Annotated in this window: 20 protein-coding genes; 12 read left to right on the top strand and 8 right to left on the bottom strand. The window is 39.3% G+C overall.

Translation table 11 applies throughout. The features are described 5' to 3' along the window. Nucleotides 1-57: 57 nt before the first annotated feature. Entirely contained in the window at nucleotides 58-1,995 is a 1,938-nt protein-coding gene (locus AC27JP_RS05290; protein ID WP_487112748.1) for a methyl-accepting chemotaxis protein, read from the top strand. A gap of 67 nt (nucleotides 1,996-2,062) precedes the next feature. Continuing rightward, nucleotides 2,063-3,382 (top strand): CDP-diacylglycerol--serine O-phosphatidyltransferase, encoded by a 1,320-nt coding sequence (gene pssA / locus AC27JP_RS05285; protein WP_487112746.1) that lies wholly within the window; start codon nucleotides 2,063-2,065, stop codon nucleotides 3,380-3,382. A 58-nt stretch (nucleotides 3,383-3,440) separates the two neighbouring features. On the opposite strand, the gene AC27JP_RS05280 is transcribed toward pssA, so the two are convergent. Next, on the bottom strand, nucleotides 3,441-4,142 hold the full coding sequence (locus AC27JP_RS05280) for a 2OG-Fe(II) oxygenase (protein WP_487112744.1): 702 nt from the start codon (nucleotides 4,140-4,142) through the stop codon (nucleotides 3,441-3,443). 130 nt (nucleotides 4,143-4,272) lie between these two features. On the opposite strand from AC27JP_RS05280, the gene AC27JP_RS05275 reads away from it, so the two are divergent. The 6 genes from AC27JP_RS05275 (at nucleotide 4,273) to AC27JP_RS05250 (ending at nucleotide 8,052) form a co-directional block, all read left to right on the top strand. After that, nucleotides 4,273-4,671, top strand: a complete 399-nt coding sequence (locus AC27JP_RS05275) for an acyl-CoA thioesterase (RefSeq protein ID WP_487112742.1) — start codon at nucleotides 4,273-4,275, stop codon at nucleotides 4,669-4,671. A gap of 179 nt (nucleotides 4,672-4,850) precedes the next feature. After that, entirely contained in the window at nucleotides 4,851-5,531 is a 681-nt protein-coding gene (gene ssb, locus AC27JP_RS05270; RefSeq protein WP_487112740.1) for a single-stranded DNA-binding protein, read from the top strand. Nucleotides 5,532-5,924: 393 nt separating this feature from the next. Next, nucleotides 5,925-6,542 (top strand): cytochrome c oxidase subunit 3 family protein, encoded by a 618-nt coding sequence (locus AC27JP_RS05265; protein WP_487112738.1) that lies wholly within the window; start codon nucleotides 5,925-5,927, stop codon nucleotides 6,540-6,542. A gap of 8 nt (nucleotides 6,543-6,550) precedes the next feature. Beyond that, nucleotides 6,551-6,805 (top strand): cytochrome C oxidase subunit IV family protein, encoded by a 255-nt coding sequence (locus AC27JP_RS05260; RefSeq protein WP_487112736.1) that lies wholly within the window; start codon nucleotides 6,551-6,553, stop codon nucleotides 6,803-6,805. Between the two features lie 80 nt (nucleotides 6,806-6,885). Beyond that, on the top strand, nucleotides 6,886-7,254 hold the full coding sequence (locus AC27JP_RS05255) for a hypothetical protein (RefSeq protein ID WP_487112734.1): 369 nt from the start codon (nucleotides 6,886-6,888) through the stop codon (nucleotides 7,252-7,254). A gap of 144 nt (nucleotides 7,255-7,398) precedes the next feature. Continuing rightward, the gene (locus AC27JP_RS05250; RefSeq protein ID WP_487112732.1) at nucleotides 7,399-8,052 is read left to right on the top strand and encodes a DUF3313 family protein; all 654 of its coding nucleotides are present in this window, start codon (nucleotides 7,399-7,401) and stop codon (nucleotides 8,050-8,052) included. A 104-nt stretch (nucleotides 8,053-8,156) separates the two neighbouring features. On the opposite strand, the gene gltS is transcribed toward AC27JP_RS05250, so the two are convergent. The 7 genes from gltS to AC27JP_RS05215 form a co-directional block, all read right to left on the bottom strand. Further along, complete coding sequence (gene gltS, locus AC27JP_RS05245; RefSeq protein ID WP_487112730.1) at nucleotides 8,157-9,356, bottom strand: sodium/glutamate symporter; 1,200 nt, start codon at nucleotides 9,354-9,356, stop codon at nucleotides 8,157-8,159. Next, entirely contained in the window at nucleotides 9,349-9,834 is a 486-nt protein-coding gene (locus AC27JP_RS05240; protein WP_487113473.1) for an ion channel, read from the bottom strand. The genes gltS and AC27JP_RS05240 overlap by 8 nt, the downstream gene beginning before the upstream one ends. Before the next feature lie 145 nt (nucleotides 9,835-9,979). Further along, a complete protein-coding gene (locus tag AC27JP_RS05235) occupies nucleotides 9,980-10,375 on the bottom strand; it encodes a hypothetical protein (protein ID WP_487112728.1) in 396 nt (131 codons plus the stop codon). A gap of 30 nt (nucleotides 10,376-10,405) precedes the next feature. Further along, nucleotides 10,406-11,302 (bottom strand): TIGR01777 family oxidoreductase, encoded by an 897-nt coding sequence (locus tag AC27JP_RS05230; RefSeq protein WP_487112726.1) that lies wholly within the window; start codon nucleotides 11,300-11,302, stop codon nucleotides 10,406-10,408. Nucleotides 11,303-11,510: 208 nt separating this feature from the next. After that, nucleotides 11,511-11,702, bottom strand: coding sequence for a hypothetical protein (locus AC27JP_RS05225; RefSeq protein WP_487112724.1), 192 nt, complete (start codon nucleotides 11,700-11,702; stop codon nucleotides 11,511-11,513). A gap of 169 nt (nucleotides 11,703-11,871) precedes the next feature. Then, nucleotides 11,872-13,011: an anhydro-N-acetylmuramic acid kinase gene (locus AC27JP_RS05220; protein ID WP_487112722.1), complete on the bottom strand. Its 1,140-nt coding sequence runs from the start codon at nucleotides 13,009-13,011 to the stop codon at nucleotides 11,872-11,874. 1 nt (nucleotide 13,012) lies between these two features. After that, nucleotides 13,013-14,431, bottom strand: a complete 1,419-nt coding sequence (locus AC27JP_RS05215) for an OapA family protein (protein ID WP_487112720.1) — start codon at nucleotides 14,429-14,431, stop codon at nucleotides 13,013-13,015. Between the two features lie 155 nt (nucleotides 14,432-14,586). Here AC27JP_RS05215 and tyrS point away from each other — a divergent pair, with 155 nt between their 5' ends. The 4 genes from tyrS (at nucleotide 14,587) to AC27JP_RS05195 (ending at nucleotide 22,131) form a co-directional block, all read left to right on the top strand. Beyond that, a complete protein-coding gene (tyrS, locus tag AC27JP_RS05210; protein ID WP_487112718.1) occupies nucleotides 14,587-15,786 on the top strand; it encodes a tyrosine--tRNA ligase in 1,200 nt (399 codons plus the stop codon). Nucleotides 15,787-16,260: 474 nt separating this feature from the next. Further along, entirely contained in the window at nucleotides 16,261-18,390 is a 2,130-nt protein-coding gene (gene nosR / locus AC27JP_RS05205; RefSeq protein WP_487112716.1) for a transcriptional regulator NosR, read from the top strand. 46 nt (nucleotides 18,391-18,436) lie between these two features. Continuing rightward, nucleotides 18,437-20,326 carry a TAT-dependent nitrous-oxide reductase gene (nosZ, locus tag AC27JP_RS05200; protein WP_487112714.1) on the top strand — a complete coding sequence of 630 codons (1,890 nt, stop codon included), beginning with the start codon at nucleotides 18,437-18,439 and terminating at the stop codon, nucleotides 20,324-20,326. 440 nt (nucleotides 20,327-20,766) lie between these two features. Further along, complete coding sequence (locus AC27JP_RS05195) at nucleotides 20,767-22,131, top strand: nitrous oxide reductase family maturation protein NosD (protein WP_487112712.1); 1,365 nt, start codon at nucleotides 20,767-20,769, stop codon at nucleotides 22,129-22,131. The last annotated feature ends 3 nt before the right edge of the window (nucleotides 22,132-22,134 follow it).

The following is a 22,134-nucleotide window of genomic DNA, read 5'->3' as shown; positions in this document are numbered from 1 at the left end:
TGCTTATTGAACTAATGTATAAGCATATTGTTGATAATAAAAAAGATAAGAGTGACTATGACGCTGATATTTAACCCCGCAATTGCCATTTCCAATTCACTACGATTTAAAGCTAAATTCTCACTATTAGCGTTAATGTTTTATATCCCTCTGGTGGTTAGTTTTGTCTGGATTGTTAAACAACAAATTCATGACTTGAATCAGTATCAGCAAGAGCTAACAGGCCATAGCCAAATTGTTACTGTCATCAAATTAGAGCAATCGGCCGCAGAAACTCGCTTAAACCCGGCCAACGTCAATAATGTCAGTGAAAAAGTAAACGGGCTTGAGTTAACTCCACAAGATCAGCAAGTTCTGCAAGCTGGCTGGCAGGACGTTCAGTCAAGTGAAATGCAGTTTGCTGACTTCTCTATGTTTTATGATAAAACGCTGGCTTTACGGGAAAGTTTATCGGCAGTGAGTGGTTTATCTCGTGAGCCTGATCCGCAAGCATTTTATTTAGCCGAAGCGGCGATTATTAGAATGCCAGCCTTGGTAGAATATTTAGGGCGAATTAGCGACTTAACTTTATCAATCATTAAAAATGACGGCTTTAGTGCCGAGTCATATACTTTACTCGTGGCACTGGACAATCGACTTGATGAGTTACAACTGCAATATGCGAAAACCAATGAACAACTCAAGCGTGTTGCCCCAAATAGCTTTACGGATTACGTTAATCAATATGATGAACTAACCTCTTCATTGGATGAATTTCAAGTGGCGCTACGAGCTGAAGTGATCAATCCGGACAGTATTCAATGGAGTGCAAATCAAGCGCAACGTTTAGGCGATGCGCAATATCAAAAGCTGCTAGCCTTATTGTCGAGCTCCGAGCAATTATTAGTTGAGCGTATTCAAAAATTAAAAAGTAACAGTATGCAAACCTTATGGTGGTTGTCGATTATATTGGTTGTGATCATGCTAGCCATTAGTTATTTATTAGTCGGTATATATTATTCGCTGAGTGCAAACGTAAATAAAATAAATTTGGCTGCTGAACGCTTAGGTAACGGTGATTTTTCTCAAGCAATTAGTACAGAGTCAAAAGACGAACTTGGTGATATTGCGGCACGCTTTAGTCAAATGCAGAGTAAAATTCATAACTTGTTAGTGAATGTCGACAATGATGTCTCGGTGTTGAAATCGGCGGCAGTTAATATTAATGCCTTAACTGAAGCAATGGAGAAAAACATTGCTCAGCAACAGCAAGATACACATCAAGTGGCCAGTTCAATCAATCAAGTAAATGACTCAGTTCAAGTTATCTCGTCAAACACCACAGGAGCGCAACAGTTAACTGAACAAGCTAGCGTTAATGTTAAGCACGGCGAGCAAGTTATCAGTGATACCGCCAATGTCATCACCGCCATTTCGACACAAGTTAATACCTCAGCACAAGTGATTGACGAGTTAGCGGTACATAGTTCTGAAATTGGCACCTTTGTAAATGTTATTCGAGAAATTGCCGATCAAACTAATTTATTAGCATTGAATGCGGCAATTGAAGCGGCGCGAGCGGGCGAGCAAGGGCGAGGCTTTGCGGTTGTTGCCGATGAAGTACGGACACTTGCCAGTAGAACACAAGATTCAACTAGTGAAATACAACGTATTATTGAACAGTTGCAACAAGGCACAACTCGCTCTGTTGAAGCGATGAAAACGGGTGTTGAACAAGCTGAACAAGGGGTTGAGAAAACGGCGCAAGTCGCGGAAACTTTTCAACAAGTAAGTCATAATGTTAACGAAATTGTCTCGTCGACAACGGAAATATCCAGTGCGGTAGAGCAGCAGCGTGATATGGTCGTCGGCATTACCGGCAATACCCAAGATATTGCAGAAAGTACTGACAATTTATTGCAGTCTGCAGAAGATGCAGCCAGTGCGGGTGCGAATATTTCTCAACTCGCGGAAGAACTTGCGGTACAATTGGCACAATTTACTTTGAAAAAATAGTTAAACGCGTTAATGAAGAATAATAAAATGCTTTACGTAGTCTGTTCTTGCAAGGCGGGTCGTTAATATGGCGACCTTAAAATCCTCAACAGGGCTTGCGGCTCAAGATATCGAAATAGCTAAGTCGGCCGCCGATTTTAAGCAGCAACTATTAGCTGAAATATCACAGGCAAAATCACGTATCTACATTTCTGCCCTCTACATCCAAGATGATGAAGCTGGGCGAGAAGTGCTAGCAGCTTTGTATCAGGCGAAAATAAATCAGCCACAGCTAGATATCCATTTATTTGTTGATTTTCATCGTGCCCAACGGGGGTTAATTGGTGAGAAAGAACATGGTGGTAATCGTGATTATTATCTTGAGTTAGAACAACAATATAATGTCTCCATTGATATTTATGGTGTGCCAGTTAAGCGTAAAGAACTGCTAGGCGTTTTACATTTAAAGGGCATGGTTATCGATAATGTGCTGCTTTATTCTGGTGCCAGTATCAATGACGTTTATTTACAGCAGGCTGAGCGTTATCGCCTTGATCGTTATTATCGTATTCAAAGCCAAGCATTAGCCGATAATTTTTGTGAATATTTCCAGCGATGCTTTATCGACTCAAAACTTGCGCCTAAGTTAAACCAGCCAGGCTTGCCAAATAAACAAACACTTAAGCGGAATATTATCCGTTTAACTAAATTGCTGAAAAAGTCTAAATATCGTGATTTTCCGTTTAGTGAATCCGCCGATATTCAAGCCGCTATGTTTGTTGGTTGTGGCCGCAGAGGCAATCAGCTCAATCGAGTGATTCGGGATTTAGTTAAAAGTAGCCAAAACACTATGGTTATTTTTACGCCTTATTTTAATTTGCCTAAGCCCTTGTTACGCGACTTAGATGCCGCTTTAAAACGTGGTGTTAAAGTGACATTGACGGTCGGTGATAAAAAAGCCAATGACTTTTATAACGCCAATGAAGAAACCTTTTCAACTGTTGAAATAGTGCCTTATATTTATGAGCGTTTGCTGGTAGCCTTTTTATCACGACGCCAAAAGTATTTAGATAACGGACAACTAACCTTAAGGCTTTGGCAAGACGGTTCGAATAGCTTTCATTTAAAAGGACTGGTTATTGACGACCGTTATCATATGCTGACCGGCAGCAACTTAAACCCAAGGGCATGGGCGTTAGATATCGAAAATGGTATTTTATTGGATGATCCTCAAGGCCTGTTACGGGAAAAGTTTGCGGAAGAATTTCAACGTATAACCACGCATACACAAGTGATTAGTAGTTCGTCGCAAATAGAGGGGATTAATAGCTATCCTGATAAGCCGCGAAAGCTACTGAAAAAAATAAAGATGACGCAAATAGATAGAATATTAAAACGCTTTCTTTAATATTCTTTAAAAGAAAAGCACAGCTAATTTGCTGTGCTTTTTTCATATGAGAGAAAAATTATTGGGCAGGCGTATATATTTGATTCGCAGGGTTAAAGCTTACCCATGAAGTTAATACATACTTATTCGATGAAATAGGTATATTGCCGCGATGAGTATGTGTAAAACCACACGGTGCCACTATCATAGTGCCTGCTTTAGGTTTAATGCTTTTATCCTGATAATAAAAGTCAGTTTCGCCACCTTCTTCCACATCATTTAAATAAATCAAAAACAACAACACTCGATGCAGTGCTTTGTTTTCACCTAACTGTGGGAATATTTCAGAGTGCCAATAACCATAATTGCCTTTGCCTTGTTCATAGCGTTGCGCATTAATGGGCGCCAGATTAAATAAGTAGCGCACTAAATTAAATAAGTTAGGTTTGCCAACTTCTTCAAAATTATCTGCGGTAAGCACTACCGGCTCTTGGGTTTTTGGATGTTTTACGGTTAGTGAGATACCACTGATCAGACTGAAGAAATACTTGCCAATATAGTCAGTAATATTGTCACCACAAGCACGAAGAATAGTTTGCAAAGCCGGTTGAAAATCAGCATGTTGATTCAAATAAATATCTTGGCTCAATTTTTTAGTGGTATCAACGCCATTACCTGTTCTGCCAGGCACTTTGTGTTTGCTGTTGTCAAAGTCCAAAATAAACTTTTTACAAAACTCTGGACTTAGGGCGTTGGGGTAAACTTCAATAAAATCTGTCATAGCATTAATCTTATTATTACTCTTATTATTAATCTGGCTCAAGCATACATCAAAGCGCCATGAATTTAATTACCTTAAAGCTAAATCTCTGTAGAATGTTGGGCAAAATTTCCATTTATAAAGAGTTTTTATGTTTAGCGAAGTGATAACCACCCGATTTAGTGATACCGACGCACTTGGGCACATCAATAATACTATGGTGCCTGTTTGGTTTGAAGGGGCACGAGATCCTGTTTTTAAATGGTTTATGCCGGAATTAAATTTAAATGAATGGCGGCTTATCTTAGCTAAAATTGATGTTAACTTTCATGCGCAAATTTACTACGGTAAAGAAATAACCTTACGTACCTATATTGGCAGAATAGGTGGCTCGTCGTTCGATGTTTATCAAGAATTATGGCAAAACAATATAAAGTGCGCATCAGGTACGGCGGTAATGGTGCATTTTTGTTATGAAAATCAGCAGTCTTTAAAAATTCCAGCCGATGTGCAAAATGAAATGCAAAAGCACCTATTTATTGCAGAGTAGATGTCGATTTTTATTTGATAAAATATTTTAGAAAAATGGGGTAAATCTCGCGAAATTTTTTAGCTGTAGTGATAGAATCTCTCTATCGTTATTAAAAATAAATATTCTGAGCAAGTTGTCGCTTGGAATAATGTTAAATCGGTAAAGTGCCCCTTTACTGCAATTATAGGATTTTGTTCATGGCTGGTGTCAATAAAGTAATAATTTTAGGTAACTTAGGGAAAGATCCTGAAGTACGTTTTATGCCTAACGGTGGTGGTGTTGCTAACCTCACTATTGCAACTTCTGAAAGTTGGAAAGACAAGCAAACGGGTGAACAAAAAGAAAAAACAGAATGGCACCGTGTAGTTATGTTCGGCAAGTTAGCTGAAATTGCTGGTGAATACTTAAAGAAAGGTTCTAAAGTTTACATTGAAGGTGCTTTACAAACGCGTAAGTGGCAGAACGCACAAGGCCAAGACCAATACACCACTGAAATTGTGGTACAAGGTTTTAACGGCACAATGCAAATGTTAGATTCACGTGGTGGTAGTGGTGCTCAAGCAGGCGGCGGTTTCCAACAACAGTCTGCTCCACAGCAAGGTGGTGGCTTCCAACAACAAGCGGCACCTCAACAGTCAGGTGGCTTTCAGCAACAAGCTGCACCTCAACAAGCGTACAATAAGCCTGCACAACAATCTGGTGGTTTTCAGTCTGCGCCACAACAAGGTGGTGGCTTTCAACAACAGTCTGCTCCACAACAAGGTGTTGGTTTCCAACAACAGTCTGCTCCACAGCAAGGCGGCGGTTTCCAACAAAATGCTCCTAAGGTAAACCCGCAAGAACCAACGATTGATTTTGATGACGATATTCCGTTCTAGGAAATACCTTGTAGAAATATACGTTAAGAAAAGGTGAGCTACGGCTCACCTTTTTTATTGGTCTTATTTACTGTTGCCTAGACTAATAGTATGCGTCAAGCAAGATAGCAAAATTATATTGCTTACCTTTTCACCAAAATTTGATTTATATCACACAAGTTTCTCATCAAATCTGTATGCTAATCATGCAAAATTAAGGGCTTTACCAATGTAATGACGACTTAGTTTTCAGATAGCAATTTACCCGATGAAAATATCATTTCAGCCTGTAATTGTTAGATTATTAACGGCTAGTTGAAACACTATCTTGGGTGACTAGAGATTGGTAAAGCGTCTTTAGTAACCTATATTTCAAGATAGTATTGAATTTGGCGCCAATTGAATAAGGTTGATATGAATAACCAATATCCAAGCAATTCATTAGGGATTTTTCCACGCTCTTGGAGTGAGGAGCATGCCGGAAGGATCCCTGGCAATATTCCGATTTGGGTTGGCATTTTATCTGAGCTAACTGAGTTTGCGATTTTTTTTGTCGCTTACTTCATCGCGAAATACCACTATCCTGAGGTTTTTGCCACAGGGCCACAAGGACTAAGCACCAGTTTAGGTGTTGCCAACACGATAATACTATTATCAAGTAGCTATTTTATGGCAAAAGCCATGATGAATATTCGACTTGATAACCGCATTAAGTGTGAACGCTATTTATGGTTAGCGGTTAGTTGTGGCGCTTTTTATCTGATTATTAAAACCTGGGAATTCTATTGGAATAATCTACAAGGTTTAAGTACCAGTACCAATGAATTCTATACCGTTTATTATTACATGACTTTTAACCACTTTTTGCATGTAGGTTGGGCGTCTTGCGCTATTTTGTGGGTAATTTTTCGTTTGCGTGCGGGACAATATTCAGCCAAAGAGCACAGTGGTTTAGAAGCCCTCGCAGTTTATTGGCACATGATAGATTTAATGTGGATTCTAATCTTTCCATTACTTTACGTGTTACGTTAGAGGCTACTATGAAAGAATTTACTAAATTAGAATGGTTCTGGGCAGCACTGATATTTATCACCCTATTTAATACTTTTTTAGGTGAGCAATTCGAGTCAACCGCCCTAGTTAGTATTATTGTCGCTTTAACGGTAATGTATAAAGGTCTTACCGTTATTGATCATTTCATGGAGTTGAAACATGCCAATAAGAACTTACGCTTATTGATGCGGATGTATTTTATTTTGTTTCCTTCATTGATTATCGCCACGGTATTTTTCTAATATCAGTTGGCGTTTCATTCGAATTTTAAATTTGTGAACTAATTAGAATAATCTAAGCAATCAAAATAAGGTGGCTAAAAGTGAATTTACAATCAAAGATTCAAAGTAAAGAACAAATAAAGCAAGCCTCTAATATTGCCCTATGGTCAATACTAAACGTAACCTTCTTACCAGGAATTGCCTTTATTATACTGCTGATGAAGTTGAATAAATGTGAAAAAAATAGCTTGTCGGGCTATCACTTATCGTTTGCAATTAAGCTGAATTTAATCGCAGCGGCGGCGTTAATATTAGTTAGCATTTTGATGATTTTACTTGGTGGCTTTAATTCTGGCTGGACTTGGGTATTTGTAATTACCTATTTTGTCCTTGTGCATACCATTTTTATTGTACTTGCTGTGTGGGCGCTAATTCGCTCATGGTCAGGCAATAAGGTGTTCAATTCATAAATTTTTTCTCATCACTTAGTGTCTATGCAAATTTGGTAGCTAATTTAACAAATAATTACACTTCGTTTATTTAAGTGCCTGTAATATCTATAGTAACTAGAAATACTTCTAGCTAACACTAGCTAACTAGAGAATAGATTATTTATGAAACATATTGCAGCGAAGTTAAGCAAAAACGGATTTTTATTATTGCTGCTGCTTGTGGCAACGGGTTGCGCACAAGTGAGTAAAGACGTTGATAGAGCCGCTATTGCAAGCAATGTTTCCGATTTAGTTTTAGATACTAGCCATAAACCAACGCTTATTTATAAACGAGCCAATGCACCAACATTAGCGCAGTATAGTCGCTTTATTATTGACCCGATTCTCGTTGATTATAAAGACCCTGGTATGAAAGATATTCCAGTAGAAGATATTGCTGAGATGCAAGATTACTTTCACAAAGTGATGTCTGAAGAATTAACCACTGCAGGGTATAAAGTTGTCACCCGCTCAGCCGAGAATACCTTACGCATCTCATTTATTATTTCTGATTTAAAAGTACCGACAGCGGCAACGAATGTTTCGGTGTTTTTGGTGCCTGGCTTACAAACCAGTGTTGGTGAAGTTACGGTTGAGGCGGTGTTTAAAGACTCGTTAAGCAATACCGTTAATGCCGTTGTTGTCGAAAGTAGCCGTGGCAGCTATATGTTCAATAAAAAGCCTTGGAGTACTTGGGCTGATGTTGAATCGGCATTTGATAATTGGGCGGTAGGCTTTCGTGAAGCGGTTGATAGTGCCCATGGTAAAAATAATTAACGATTGAATATGCTGCACAGCCATGAACACCTTTCATGGCTGTAATTTACTACTCTGTTACTCTTAATATCTCAACTTCTTAAAAACCACCTTTTAGCAATTCACTAATATTGCAATAAAAAGCTAATGACAAATGCGTTAGTCACATCGACAAAAAATGCGGCGACTAGTGGTAAAATAATAAAGGCCATAGGCGCAGGCCCGTGGGCTTTAGTTACCGCAGTCATGTTTGCGATAGCTGTTGGTGTCGCCCCAAGAGCAAAACCTCCGAAACCAGCGCTTAATACCGAGGCTTGATAATTTCTGCCCATTAATGGAAATAAAATCAGTAAAATAAATGCCACAGCGGCTAAGGTTTGTAAGGTTAAAATTATCAACAGGGGGCCAGCAAGGTTAGCGATTGTCCATAGTTGCATACTCATAAGCGACATAGTTAAAAATAAGCTCAGTGAAAAATCTGAAACAATAGCTAAAGAGCGAGTACGGGCAGGCCAAGCTAACTTTGGAAAGCATAACGGAATCGTATTCGACAGGATAATTCCGGTAAGTAAACAAGTGACAAATAGTGGTAATTTAAAACCGAGTTCGGTAATAAAATTATTTGCTAGGTAACCAATAATAATACAAATATGCAGCACCAAAATGACCGACATAAAATTAAGGTGATTAAAGGTTTCTGTATTGACTTTATCGTAAGCGATACCTACTGACGGATCGGATTTTTTATGATTTGACAGTTGGTTTTTAGCTAATAAAAACTTAGCAATAGGGCCGCCAATTAAGCTAGCGACCACTAAGCCTAATGTTGCACTAGCAACGCCAATTTCCAGTGCATTTGCAATGCCTAGGTTTTTAATTTCCGGCGCCCACGCGATTGCGGTGCCGTGGCCGCCAATTAAAGAGGCTGAGCCGGTTAATATCCCGATACCGATAGGTAAACCTAATAATGTCGCGGTACTCATACCGACCAAATTTTGTACGACAATAAAGCTTAGCGTAAGAAAAAGTAAGATTAATAACGGCTTGCCACCTTTAACTAAGTCAGAAAAGCGCGCATTTAAACCGATTGCGGTAAAGAAATAAACTAGGAGTCGGTCACGGGTCGATAAATCAAAACTGATTTCGATGCCGCTAGCTAGGTAAAAGCCATAAATAATGATGGCGGCTAATAAGCCGCCGATAACTGGCTCTGGAATATTGTAATCTTGAAATTTTTTGACGCGTTTTGTTAGTGTTACACCAATGAAAAATACGATAATACCTACGGTGTATGACAAAAAGCTATCAATGGCGATGTTAGACATTTGAAATACCATGTTGAGCGGCTCTAATACGGGCGATTGCTTCTACGAGTACCGCAGTATTTAATCCTACAATAATTAAACCATTAACTGCGGTTAAACTGCCAAGAATTCGCCATTGAGGATCTAATACAATGTCGCCGTAACCTAAAGTAGAAAAGGTAACAATAGAAAAGTACAGCGCCGGTTCAAGGCTATCAAAAATACCAATAAAAATATAAACGCCAGCCCATAGTGCCGCGCTAACGCTAAGACCAGCGACTAACCAAAGTACCATGGCACTGAGCACAAAAATGGTTTTAAATTGAATGGGGGGCTTAGAAAGCCAAGCGGTCATAAGGTGTAAACAGTGCGTTAAAGTGCTAATGAAAGCCACTTGAATAAAGACAGTGCCAATAATGAGTAAAGCGCCGTAAATTAATTGCGTAAAAATCACGATATTGTCCAAGAATTGCAATGTGAAATCGGGAGTTTTAATCATCAAGGCAAATGCCGTTTATGTCAATCATTGCCCTGATTTTTAATGGTTTATTGCTTTTATTGAATAATGCGAACGTAAAAACTCGGTTTATTGTGTTACTTAACTTAGAGCATAGCGGGCATCATAAAGTGCTTGAGAAAGTGAGCTAGTTTAACTGAGTTCTCAACCATGCTTTTGCTTCTGCTGTTGAATTAAAGCTTTGATTAGTCAAGCCTGCTTTGTCATAGACTTTTTTAAAAATACTTTGGGTAATGGCAGTGGCATTGCTTAAAGAAGAGTTGAGTGCCAGCGCCTTAGTTGGTCCTTGTCTGACAAGGTTTAGGTGATAATCTAAGCCATCTTGTGCGGCAAATGAGTCGCCTTTTAAGATCAGCAATATGGCAAAGTTGTGGAAGTCGACATCACGTAAAATTATTTCCGATAATTCGCGGTGCATTTGTTTGAAAAATTCTAAATTCCACGGGCCCGTTGCGTCGATAGTAATGATGTTATCTTCAACGGTATAACTGCATTTTCCGTGTGCGATAAATTCTGCTTTCAAGTGACGACCCAGATAAACTTTTTATTTATTTTATATCTTAATTAATAGTTGTTTTAACGCGATCTGTAAAGAAGGATATTGAAATTTAAAGTGATTATTGAGTAATTTTCTTGGCAGCACATTTTGCCCATATAATAGCAAGTCGGCAGACTCCCCCATAATTAATCTAAGCATAAAAGCTGGGACGCGAAATAAGCAAGGCCGATTAAGTGTTGTGCTTAAGGTTTCTGAAAACTCTTGGTTTGTTACCGGCATAGGTGCCGTAGCATTTATAGCCCCTGATAGTTCTGGTTGATAAATTGCGGCCAAAATTATTGCCACCATATCATCAAGGTGGATCCACGACATATATTGCTGACCATTAGCAATTGGTCCACCCAAACCAAATTTAAAAGCTGGTAACATTTTTTTTAATGCCCCACCTTGCTTGGCTAAAACTATTCCAGTGCGTAACAGACAAACTCGGGTTTTTTCTGAACTTGCTTGTTGTGCAATTTGCTCCCATTGTTGACAGATTTCATGGCTAAATTCTGGGTGAATATTTTGGTAGTTCTCGTCTATAGTCTGGCCATTTTGGCGGCCATAAAAACCAATCGCACTACCGGAAACAAAACACTGTGGTGGCGATGTTGCCGCTTGTATTTTTTCAACTAAATGTTGTGTTGTTTGCCAGCGACTCTGACAAATACGTGCTTTTTGCGCTGGTGTCCATCGCTTGTCTACAATGGCTTCACCGGCCAGGTTCACAACCACATCAAGGCTGTTAAAATCAACGTTGTTAAGTGAGGTGATGAGTTTTATGTTGCTGGGTAATTTTTTTGCTGATTTTTCAGGTTGGCGTGTTAGAACAATAATATTATCGGCTTTTAGTGCCATAATTAGTGATCGTCCGATAAGGCCACTGCCACCAGTAATCAGAATATTCACATAGCCTCCGTTAGCATACTTAAGTATGGCAAGTAGCACGATGAGTCACGAAAAATAAAATGCGCTCAGTTACAATACTGAGCTTTAGCATTTTTGGTTCACTTTTAAGTATAAGTTATGCAGATGAATAGGTGAAAAATTAAATGCTAAACAATAAAAAAGCTCCCGTAGGAGCTCTTCTATATTATATGTTTCGGTAGGATGAAACTTAGTAATATGTGTCTTCTTTGTTGTGCGCTTGAGGATCAACAATGATCTCTTCAAATCCAACTTCAAAACTATTATTGTTATCAGTATTTGCCATGTAAATCGTGCGGGTTGAGCCATCTATCCAAGTAACGGTGCCGCTACCTTTTTTACTACCGCATTTCATACCAATATGAATATCGTTAAATTCCATTATTTCCTCCTCAATTGTCGTCGATGATCGAATGCGTTATTCGATTAAGCAAACCGCATATACTTTGAAAATTAATACTGCAAATAGTTCAAATATTCCGCAAAAAATGTGCTTTTTTTCAACGTGGACGACTTATTATAAAGAGAAAATTATTCAAATCTAGTCCTTTTTAAGGATTAACACTGATACCTAAAACAGCTTGCTTGCTAGCCCCCGTTACTGCTGGAATGTTGCTAAAAATATTTTTATCAAAAGCGAATGCTAACCAAGCGAATGCCATTGCTTCCAATGAATCACTATTTATATTTTTTGTATGAGTATTCACTAATGAATGTGTATTAAGTTTTTGATTTAGCAGTGAAACTAAGTAATTATTTTCAACGCCACCGCCACAAATGTATACGTCAGATTTCGTACTTAATTGGCAAATTTCATTGGCGATTGTTTCTGCCGTTAATGCTGTTAATGTTGCTTGAATATCGGCCGGAGAAAGCGACGATTGAGCGATAAATTGTGCAAGCCAATGGCGATTGAAATACTCTCGTCCGGTACTTTTTGGTGGCGGTTGAGTAAAGTAATTATCGGCTAACATTTGTTGCAATAAAGAGGTCGAAATTTGGCCTGATTTTGCCCAAACACCGTTTTCATCATAGCGAGCATTGTGATGCTGTGAAAACCAATAATCCATGAGTGCATTGCCAGGGCCAGTGTCAAAGCCAGTGGTTTTGTTAGCTGCGTTCTTAGGCAAAAATGTAATGTTTGCGATACCGCCAATGTTAACCACAAAAACATCTTTTTCGGTGGAGGAAAAAATAGCTTGATGAAAGGCAGGCACTAAGGGGGCTCCTTGGCCGCCTAAGGCAATATCTTTGCTGCGAAAGTCACCGACAACCCGAATGCCTGTTAACACGGCGAGTGTCTGTAAACAGCCTATTTGTAAGGTAAAAGGCTCGTTAATTTCGTTATTTTTCACCGGACGATGGCGAATGGTTTGTCCATGGCAACCGATTGCGGTGATATCATTGGCAGTCAATTGTTGTTGTTGCAAGAATTGATTAATTGCTGTTGCAAACTGTTTGGCTAACTCAATACCTAAGCTGCCGGCACGGTCAATTTCGTGATTGCTCGGATTATAAAGGCTAGTGATTTTGTTATGAGTAATATTGTCATAGGCTTGATAATAACTAGCGATTAAATTCGCTTTGTTGGCTTGCTCTGAGTTATCTACATCAAACTCAACAAGTGCAAGGTCAATACCGTCAGCGCTGGTACCCGACATAAGGCCAATATAACGCGCTTTATCGCTCATACTAATCCGCACTCTCAGTTTTATCTTGCATTGAGACTAATGCTTGTCGTGAGCCTGATAACTCAGCAATACGCTGTGATGCCAGTGCCTCGAATTCACCGCGATATTTTTTACTGATCGGTTTAGCATCAGGTAATTTTACCGTTCTAGGGTTACGATGAACGCCATTAAGTAAAAATTCATAGTGTAAATGTGGCGCTTGTGACATTCCTGTTGAGCCCACATAACCAATCACTTGTCCTTGCTTTACTCGTTGACCTTTTTTAACGGCACGCTTCGAAAAGTGTAAGTACTTGGTGACTATGCCATTGCCGTGCTGAATAAAAACATAATGGCCATTGTATTTGTTATAAGTGGCATGTGTGACTTTACCATTGCCGGCCGCGACAACAGGAGTGCCTTTTTTGGCTCGGTAATCGGTGCCGTTATGCGATTTCCAACGCTTTTGTATCGGGTGAAATCGTTTACGTTTAAAGTTTGAGCTAATGTATCTAAAATTTACTGGCGCACGTAAAAATGCCTTACGCATACTTTTGCCATCAGGAGAGTAATATTCATCATCGGTAAAGCGAATGGCTTGAAAAGTATCGCCTTGATTAACGAATTCTGCCGCCAGTATTTTACCTGTGCCGATAAAGTCGCCTTCGATATATTGCTTCTCAAAAATCACATTAAAGCTGTCACCTTCGCGAATATCTAAGGCGAAATCTATATCCCAGCCAAAGACATTGGCCAAACTAATGATTTGTCCATCATTTAGTCCGGCAGAAGAGGCGGCATTCCAAAAGTTAGATTTAATGATACCTTGGGCAAAGGCTTCACGAATTTCAACACTTTTGCTTTCTTTATGGGCATGATATTGCTGCTGTTGCAGATTCACGAATAAGGTGTCTGTTTTTGACAGTGGGTACTCTAACGAGACAAGTTTACCGTCGTTATCTTTACCAATACGCAGCGTATCGCCGACGTTCAATTTTTTTAATAATTTGCTTTCTTGGCCTTTGGCCGTAATCACTTTATGTGTTGTTGTTGCGTTTAAACCATTACGTTTAAATATTTTTGCCAGCGAATCACCGCTTCTTACTTTTACTGTTTGCCAATTTAATTGTGCTGCACCGTCTTCAACATCTTCCATTCGGCTTTTGCTAGCGGAATTTTCATTATCTTGAGTGATGGTCAGTGGTGCCAGCTGTTTGGCCGGTATTTGAATGTTTGCATCCGCAGCTGATTTAGTACCTTGAGCTGGCATCGCGACTTGGTAACGTTGCCCGGCGATAAATTCGCCGTTGATATTTGAATTAAGATGATTAGTACCTTTTAACGGCACCATTAATAAAAACAATACCAATGCAGCACAGGAGACGATAATTACTTGGTGCTGTTTGGGTAAGGCAAAATATAAATTTTTTATATTTTTCAAAAAACTAAGACCTATAGATGAGAATTTAATACGACAACTGTCGTTTACTATAACAAAATAATATCAACTGAAACAATGATAGGGTTTTCACCCTAGTGAAAATTGCAGTAGAATTCGGCAATTAATTATTAATCCCTCTGTTTGGAGCCTAGTAAATGTCAGATGTAAGCCAAGCGTTTGCAGAAATAAAACGTGGTGCGGAAGAAATTCTGCTAGAAGATGAATTGTTAGAGAAACTAAAACAAGGGAAGCCGTTAAAAATTAAAGCGGGTTTTGATCCAACCGCACCAGATTTACATCTTGGCCACACGGTACTGATCAATAAATTACGTCAGTTTCAGCAACAAGGTCATGAAGTTATCTTCTTAATCGGTGATTTCACGGGCATGATCGGCGATCCAACTGGTAAAAATGTTACCCGTAAACCGTTAACTAAAGAAGATGTTTTGTCTAACGCCGAAACGTATAAAGAACAAGTATTCAAAATATTAGATCCGGCAAAAACCACCGTGGCATTTAATTCAACCTGGATGGAAAAATTAGGTGCTGCCGGCATGTTAAAACTTGCCTCTCGTCAAACCGTTGCCCGTATGATGGAGCGTGATGACTTTAAAAAGCGTTATGCTGGCGGGCAAGCGATTGCCATTCATGAGTTTATGTATCCGTTAGTGCAAGGTTGGGATTCTGTTGCTTTAGAAGCCGATGTTGAACTAGGCGGTACCGATCAAAAGTTTAATTTATTGATGGGCCGTGAGCTGCAAAAATCTGAAGGACAACGCCCTCAAACGGTATTAATGATGCCATTGTTAGAAGGTTTAGATGGCGTGCAGAAAATGTCTAAATCATTGAATAACTATATTGGTATTACCGATGCGCCAAATGAAATGTTTGGCAAAATCATGTCGATTTCTGATGATTTAATGTGGCGTTATTACGAGTTATTAAGCTTTAAGCCAATGGCTGTTATTCAAGGCTACAAAGATAAAATTGCTGCAGGTGCTAACCCTCGCGATGTAAAGATTGACTTAGCTAAAGAGTTAATTGAACGTTTTCATGATAATGCAGCAGCTGAAGCAGCGCACCAAGAATTTATCAACCGTTTTCAAAAAGGTGCATTGCCAGACGATATGCCTGAAATGGGTATTGAGACTGAAAATGGTGAAATCGCTATTGCTAACTTGCTAAAAGAAGCTGGTTTAGTGGCAAGTACTTCTGAAGCCATGCGTATGATAAAGCAGGGCGCGGCAAAAATTGATGGCGAGAAAGTTGCCGATAACAAGTTAGTGATTAACGCGGGTTCTAGTGCAGTTTATCAAGTGGGTAAACGTAAATTTGCCAAAATAATCGTTCAATAGTTAACTGAGTTAATTGGTTGCGAGATATCGTAAAACCAATTGACGAGCCAGTACCTTTCCAACAAACAGCCAGTACTTTGTACTGGCTTTTTTTATGAAATTCCAATCCAAATCTTCACTACTCAGGTGAAATTATCCTTATATTAAAGCTAGCCATAGTCAGGTGATTTCTATATTGAAATTAAATATTGGCATGATATTTATTTGGCTTACCTCGACAATATGTTGTTTAAATATCTATTCCTAGTTAGGTAAAAATACAGTGCAGATAGTGTTGTTTTACAAATGATTACGATTGTCATGCAGAGTTAAATTTATGTTCTAGAATTAAATTAGCTTTATTGATCTAAGTCAGTATGGTGAATTTCAAAGGGCGTAATATGTGCGACATATTGTCGCAGTTGTATTATTTGTGAGTAGCCCATTTTTCTCAGCTTATAACGACTAACTTATGCACTAAGGTATTACACAACAATGCTACATTTTTTGTTGCACAGTAAAAAACAGTTAATGCTGTTTACGTTGTTACTTCTTTCACTTGCTCAGTTTTCTGCGCATGCCTTGTTTGTGAGTGAAGCACGAGATCCCTTGCCTCTTATCCATGAAATTTTCCCACAAGCTACGAAAGTAGCAGACAAAGCTGGCGACCCGCTGACATGGACTATCTATAACCAAGATGAAATTATTGGTTATGCATTTGAAACCAATGATATTGCCAGAATTCCAGCCTACTCCGGCGAACCCGTGAACATGCTAGTGGCAATTGATCCTAACGGTGTTTATCTTGGCGCAAAAGTTTTAGAGCACCATGAACCTATTATTCTTGCCGGTATTCCTGAGAGTAAATTATGGGCGTTCTCTGATCAGTACCCGGGCCTGAATGTTAGGGACCGTTTGAAAGTTGGTGGTAATGCTAAAGGTGACATGATCCACTTAGATGGCCTGTCAGGCGCTACTGTTACTGTCATGGTGATGAATGTTGCGATTACTAAAGCGGCGACTAAAGTTGCCCGTTCATTAGGCATTATCGAAGCAGCCGACGAAATCAAACAACCGTTGGCAACCGTGTTCCCTGATGTTTATCAAAAAGCGGATTGGCAAACGTTAGTGGGTGACGGTTCTATTCGCAAGCTGTATTTAGACCGCAATACCGTAGATGAAGCCTTTGTCGGAACTGAGGCGGAAAATATTGAACAAGCTTCGCCTGAGCAAAAATCAGATATGTTTGCTGAGGTTTACTTTGCTCAAGCTGATATCCCAACCATAGGTCGTAATATTTTGGGTGACAGTGAATACGAATGGCTAATGAAAACATTGCAACCGGGCGAGCATGCCATGGTGGTACTGGGTAATGGTTATTCGTTTAAAGGCTCAGGTTATGTGCGTGGCGCTATTTTTGACCGTATTCAGATTTTACAAAATGATGCCGCTTTTGCTTTTCGCGATTTAGATCATAACCGTGTTACTGATTTATTTATTGAAGGTGCGCCGCATTTTCAAGAAATGTCATTGTTTATTGTGCGTGAGCATCAAGAGTTTAATCCTGGTGTTGATTGGCAGTTTGAGTTACTGGTTCGTCGTCAAATAGGCGCGATTGATAGTGTATTTACCAGCTTTAAAGGCAGTTACCATGGTTTAGACAAGTACATGAACCGCCCGCCAATTATTTTGCCTGAGCCGGAATTAACCCTGACTCAGCAAGTATGGCAAGAGAAAAACACCGAAGTGGTTATTTTAGCGATATTGATGGTGCTGTTGCTTGCAACATTATTTTTCCAAGATATTTTAGTTAGACACCCCACCTTTATGCATAACTTCCGTCACGGTTTCTTAGTGATAACTGTGGTCTTTATTGGCTGGGTTTGGGGCGGACAATTATCAGTGGTGAATGTTTTTACTTTCCTACAAGCCTTTATGTCTGACTTTTCTTGGGATTTATTCTTACTCGACCCAGTAATATTCATGTTATGGGGGGCTGCCGCTGTCACTATGTTGCTTTGGGGCCGTGCGGTTTATTGTGGTTGGTTATGTCCATTTGGTGCCTTGCAAGAACTGATTAATGTTTTTGCACGCTACATAAAAATACCTCAATATGAATTACCTTGGGCCGTACATGAGCGCCTATGGGCAATTAAATATTTAGTGCTGTTAGGGTTATTTGCTTTATCACTTGATTCATTAGCATTAGCTGAGCAATTTGCAGAGATCGAACCTTTTAAAACCACGTTCTTATTGAAATTTGACCGTGAATGGCCGTTTATACTTTATGCACTAATATTATTAACTATTAACATTTTTAATCGTAAGTTTTTCTGTCGTTACTTATGCCCGCTAGGTGCCGCACTTTCAACCAGTAATAGTGTGCGTTTATTCAGCTGGTTACGTCGCCGTCCTGAGTGTGGCCAGCCTTGCAAAACCTGTGCAAAAGAGTGTGAAATTCAAGCGATTAATCCTGATGGTGAAATCAACATGCGTGAGTGTCACTACTGTTTAGATTGTCAGGTAACCTATTTTAATGATGACAAATGTCCACCATTGAAAAAGCAAAAATATAAAAAAAATAAGTACAAAGAACAAGAAATAGCGGCAGTAAATGTCGGATAAAAATTTTCTATTAACACCAAAACGAACAAATCAACGGAGAACGTTAATGAGTAACAACGAAGATAATGCAAAACAAAATGAGTTGGAGAATGCCGACAGACGTAAGTTTTTCGGTAAAACAGCCTTAGTTGGTGCAGGCGCTGTTGCTGCTCCTATGACCGCAGCTATGTTTGCATCTATGGCGAAAGCTAATGCAGCTGAAGCGGCTAATAGTCCTTTCGTCCACCCAGGCGATCTAGATGAATACTATGGTTTCTGGTCAGGTGGTCACTCAGGTGAAGTACGTATTCTAGGTATTCCGTCAATGCGTGAATTGATGCGTATTCCAGTATTCAACATTGACTCAGCAACAGGCTGGGGTTTAACTGACGAAAGTAAGCGTATCAAAGGTGATAGTGCGCATTTATTAGCTGGTGACTCGCATCACCCGCATATGAGTATGCAAGACGGTAGTTATGACGGTAAGTACGTTTTTATCAATGATAAAGCTAATTCACGTGTCGCACGTATTCGCTGTGACGTAATGAAGTGTGACAAAATGCTTACCGTACCAAATATCCAAGCTGTTCATGGTTTACGTGTACAAAAAGCACCTTATACTAAGTACGTTGTTTGTAATGGTGAATTTGAAATTCCAATGAACAACGATGGTAAAGCGGGCATGGAAGATGTTAGCACTTACCGTTCACTTTATAATGTTATTAATGCTGAAACCATGGAAATGGCTTTCCAAGTTATGGTTGACGGTAACTTAGATAATACTGATGCGGATTACGACGGTAAATACTTCGCTTCAACCTGTTACAACTCAGAAATGGGTATGAACTTAGGTGAAATGATCACCGCAGAACGTGACCATGTTGTAATTTTCAGCTTAGCAGCTTGTGAAGCAGCATTAAAAGCCGGTAAATTCAAAACTTACAATGGTAATAATGTGCCAGTATTAGACGGTCGTAAAGGCTCTGACTTAACACGTTATATTCCAGTACCAAAATCACCACATGGCTTGAACACATCACCAAATGGTGAATACTTTGTTGCTAACGGTAAGTTATCACCAACTGTTTCAATCATCTCTATCAAGAAATTAGATGATTTATTTGCCGATAAAATTAAGCCGCGTGATGCTATTGTTGCAGAACCAGAGCTAGGTTTAGGTCCACTACATACTGCTTTTGATAACAAAGGTAATGCATTTACTACCTTGTTCTTAGATAGCCAAATTGCTAAGTGGAACGTACAAGATGCGATCGATGCGCATAACGGTAAAAAAGTTAACTACATTCGTCAAAAACTTGATGTACATTACCAACCAGGTCATAACCACACCTCACAAGGTGAAACACGTGACGCCGATGGTAAATGGTTAATTTCACTTTGTAAGTTCTCGAAAGACCGTTTCTTACCTGTGGGTCCATTACGCCCTGAAAATGATCAATTAATTGATATTTCTGGTGACGAAATGAAACTTGTTCATGATGGCCCAACATACGCTGAACCGCATGATTGTATGATGGTTCACCGCAGTAAAATGAAGCCATTAAAATTGTGGCCTCGCACTGATCCAATGTTTGCTGAAACGATTGCTCAAGCAAAACGTGATGGTGTTGATGTTTACATGGACAACAAAGTGATCCGTGACGGTAAGAAAGTACGTGTTTACATGACGTCTATTGCACCAAACTACGGCATGAATGAGTTTAAAGTTAAGTTAGGTGATGAAGTTACTGTTATCGTAACTAACCTTGACCAAGTTGAAGATGTAACACATGGTTTCTGTATTACTAACCATGGTGTACAAATGGAAATTGGTCCACAAGCGACAGCGTCTATTACTTTCACTGCCAACCAACCAGGCGTACAATGGTATTACTGTAATTGGTTCTGTCATGCGTTACACATGGAAATGCGCGGCCGTATGTTGGTTGAAGCCTAATAATAGGTGAGCTGCTGTTGATAGAACCTAAAATGGTTCTGTCACGCAGCGTGGTCAAATAAGCATGGAAATGCGTGGCCGTATGTTGGTTGAAGCCTAATAGTAGGTGAACTGCTGTTGATAGAACCTAAAATGGTTCTGTCACGCAGCGTGGTCAAATAAGCATGGAAATGCGCGGCCGTATGTTGGTTGAAGCCTAATAATAGGTGAACTGCTGTTGATAGAACCTAAAATGGTTCTGTCACGCAGCGTGGTCAAATAAGCATGAAAATGCGTGGCCGTATGTTAGTAGAAGCTTAGGCATTTGTATTTGCATAAGTGATTTGATTTATCTTGCTAACTATATGTTAGTGTTAGAATAATCAAACTAACCAGCGTAAAATAAGCGGCAATAGCAATTTTTGTTATTGCCGCATTTTTAATTCTAAAAGGTTGAGTTTTTGAAATTTCCTTTACTTAAAATATTGTCGATACTTGTTTTGGTTTTCAGTATTGAAGGCCGTGCCTTAGCTGCAACTATTCAAGTTTCTCCTGATGATAATTTGCAACAAATGCTAGATGCGAGTGTTGATGGCGACATCGTTAAGCTTGCGCCAGGGCGTTATTTAGGTAATTTTGTCGTCAATCACCAGATTAGTTTGGGCAGTAGTGAAGTTGATAATGCTGCGATTATAGATGCTCAGGGTCAAGGTAATGCCTTGGTTTTAAAAGAAAGTGATATTACGATTGAGAACTTAACAATTGTAAATTGGGGAGATGATTTAACTGCGCAAGATACCGGTATTTATGCCGATACCAATGCCAGCAATATCACCATTAAAAACAATCGCCTAAAAGGTGACGGTTTTGGAATCTGGTTGCAAAAAGGTAAAAATATAAAAGTTTTGGGTAATGTTATTGAAGGCAACACGGCACTGCGTTCAGCTGACCGTGGCAACGGTATTCAATTATCCATTGTTCAACAAGTGGAAGTTAGAAATAACGAAGTATTTAATACCCGCGATGGTCTGTATATTATCTCAAGCCAAAATAATGTTTTAGAAAATAATACCATGCACGATTTACGCTATGGCGTGCATTATATGTACTCTCATAGCAACAAGGTGCTAAATAACTACGCTTATAACACACGTGCCGGATATGCTTTGATGAGTTCACGTAATTTAGTGGTTGATGGCAACCGCAGTCTTGATAGTGAAGATTATGGTTTTTTAATGAACTTTATTACCTCGTCAACCATTAGTAATAATCAAATTAAAAACGTTTGGACTAAGACTGAAAATAAGGTGTTAGGTCGAGACGGTAAAGGCTTGTTTGTCTATAACTCTGCCTATAACACGATTAAGAATAATCACATTGATACCGCTGAAATTGGCATTCATTTAACCGCAGGTTCGGAAAATACTAAGGTCTATGGCAATAGTTTTATTAACAACCCAATACAAGTGAAATATGTTTCCAATAAAAAACAAGAATGGAGCCATGAAGGCAAAGGCAATTATTGGAGCAATTATTTAGGCTGGGACATGAATGGCGATAATATTGGTGATGTTATTTTTGAACCCAATGACGGTATTGATCAATTGATTTGGCAATACCCAGAAATGAAAATGATCATGGACAGTCCCGTGGTACTGATTTTGCGTTGGATTCAAAAAGAGTTTCCCGTGTTGAAACCACCAGGCGTTAAAGACAGTTTTCCACTGATGCAATCGTCAGTGCAACCGAGAACTGCAAGTCATATCGCTTCATCACTGAAAAACAGTGATGATCAGTTAGCCGTAAATGCGAATAAGGCCAATTAATTA

This window comes from Colwellia sp. SU-HH01172 (genome assembly GCF_057553355.1).
This window is presented reverse-complemented; position numbering and strand designations above follow the sequence as displayed.

Excerpts from the sequence above, each read along its gene's own strand:
- AC27JP_RS05290 (WP_487112748.1), top strand. The coding sequence starts at position 58 with ATGACGCTGATATTTAACCCCGCAATTGCCATTTCCAATTCACTACGA.
- pssA (WP_487112746.1), top strand. The coding sequence starts at position 2,063 with ATGGCGACCTTAAAATCCTCAACAGGGCTTGCGGCTCAAGATATCGAA.
- AC27JP_RS05280 (WP_487112744.1), bottom strand. The coding sequence starts at position 4,142 with ATGACAGATTTTATTGAAGTTTACCCCAACGCCCTAAGTCCAGAGTTT.
- AC27JP_RS05275 (WP_487112742.1), top strand. The coding sequence starts at position 4,273 with ATGTTTAGCGAAGTGATAACCACCCGATTTAGTGATACCGACGCACTT.
- ssb (WP_487112740.1), top strand. The coding sequence starts at position 4,851 with ATGGCTGGTGTCAATAAAGTAATAATTTTAGGTAACTTAGGGAAAGAT.
- AC27JP_RS05265 (WP_487112738.1), top strand. The coding sequence starts at position 5,925 with ATGAATAACCAATATCCAAGCAATTCATTAGGGATTTTTCCACGCTCT.
- AC27JP_RS05260 (WP_487112736.1), top strand. The coding sequence starts at position 6,551 with ATGAAAGAATTTACTAAATTAGAATGGTTCTGGGCAGCACTGATATTT.
- AC27JP_RS05250 (WP_487112732.1), top strand. The coding sequence starts at position 7,399 with ATGAAACATATTGCAGCGAAGTTAAGCAAAAACGGATTTTTATTATTG.
- gltS (WP_487112730.1), bottom strand. The coding sequence starts at position 9,356 with ATGTCTAACATCGCCATTGATAGCTTTTTGTCATACACCGTAGGTATT.
- AC27JP_RS05240 (WP_487113473.1), bottom strand. The coding sequence starts at position 9,834 with ATGATTAAAACTCCCGATTTCACATTGCAATTCTTGGACAATATCGTG.
- AC27JP_RS05225 (WP_487112724.1), bottom strand. The coding sequence starts at position 11,702 with ATGGAATTTAACGATATTCATATTGGTATGAAATGCGGTAGTAAAAAA.
- AC27JP_RS05220 (WP_487112722.1), bottom strand. The coding sequence starts at position 13,011 with ATGAGCGATAAAGCGCGTTATATTGGCCTTATGTCGGGTACCAGCGCT.
- tyrS (WP_487112718.1), top strand. The coding sequence starts at position 14,587 with ATGTCAGATGTAAGCCAAGCGTTTGCAGAAATAAAACGTGGTGCGGAA.
- nosR (WP_487112716.1), top strand. The coding sequence starts at position 16,261 with ATGCTACATTTTTTGTTGCACAGTAAAAAACAGTTAATGCTGTTTACG.
- nosZ (WP_487112714.1), top strand. The coding sequence starts at position 18,437 with ATGAGTAACAACGAAGATAATGCAAAACAAAATGAGTTGGAGAATGCC.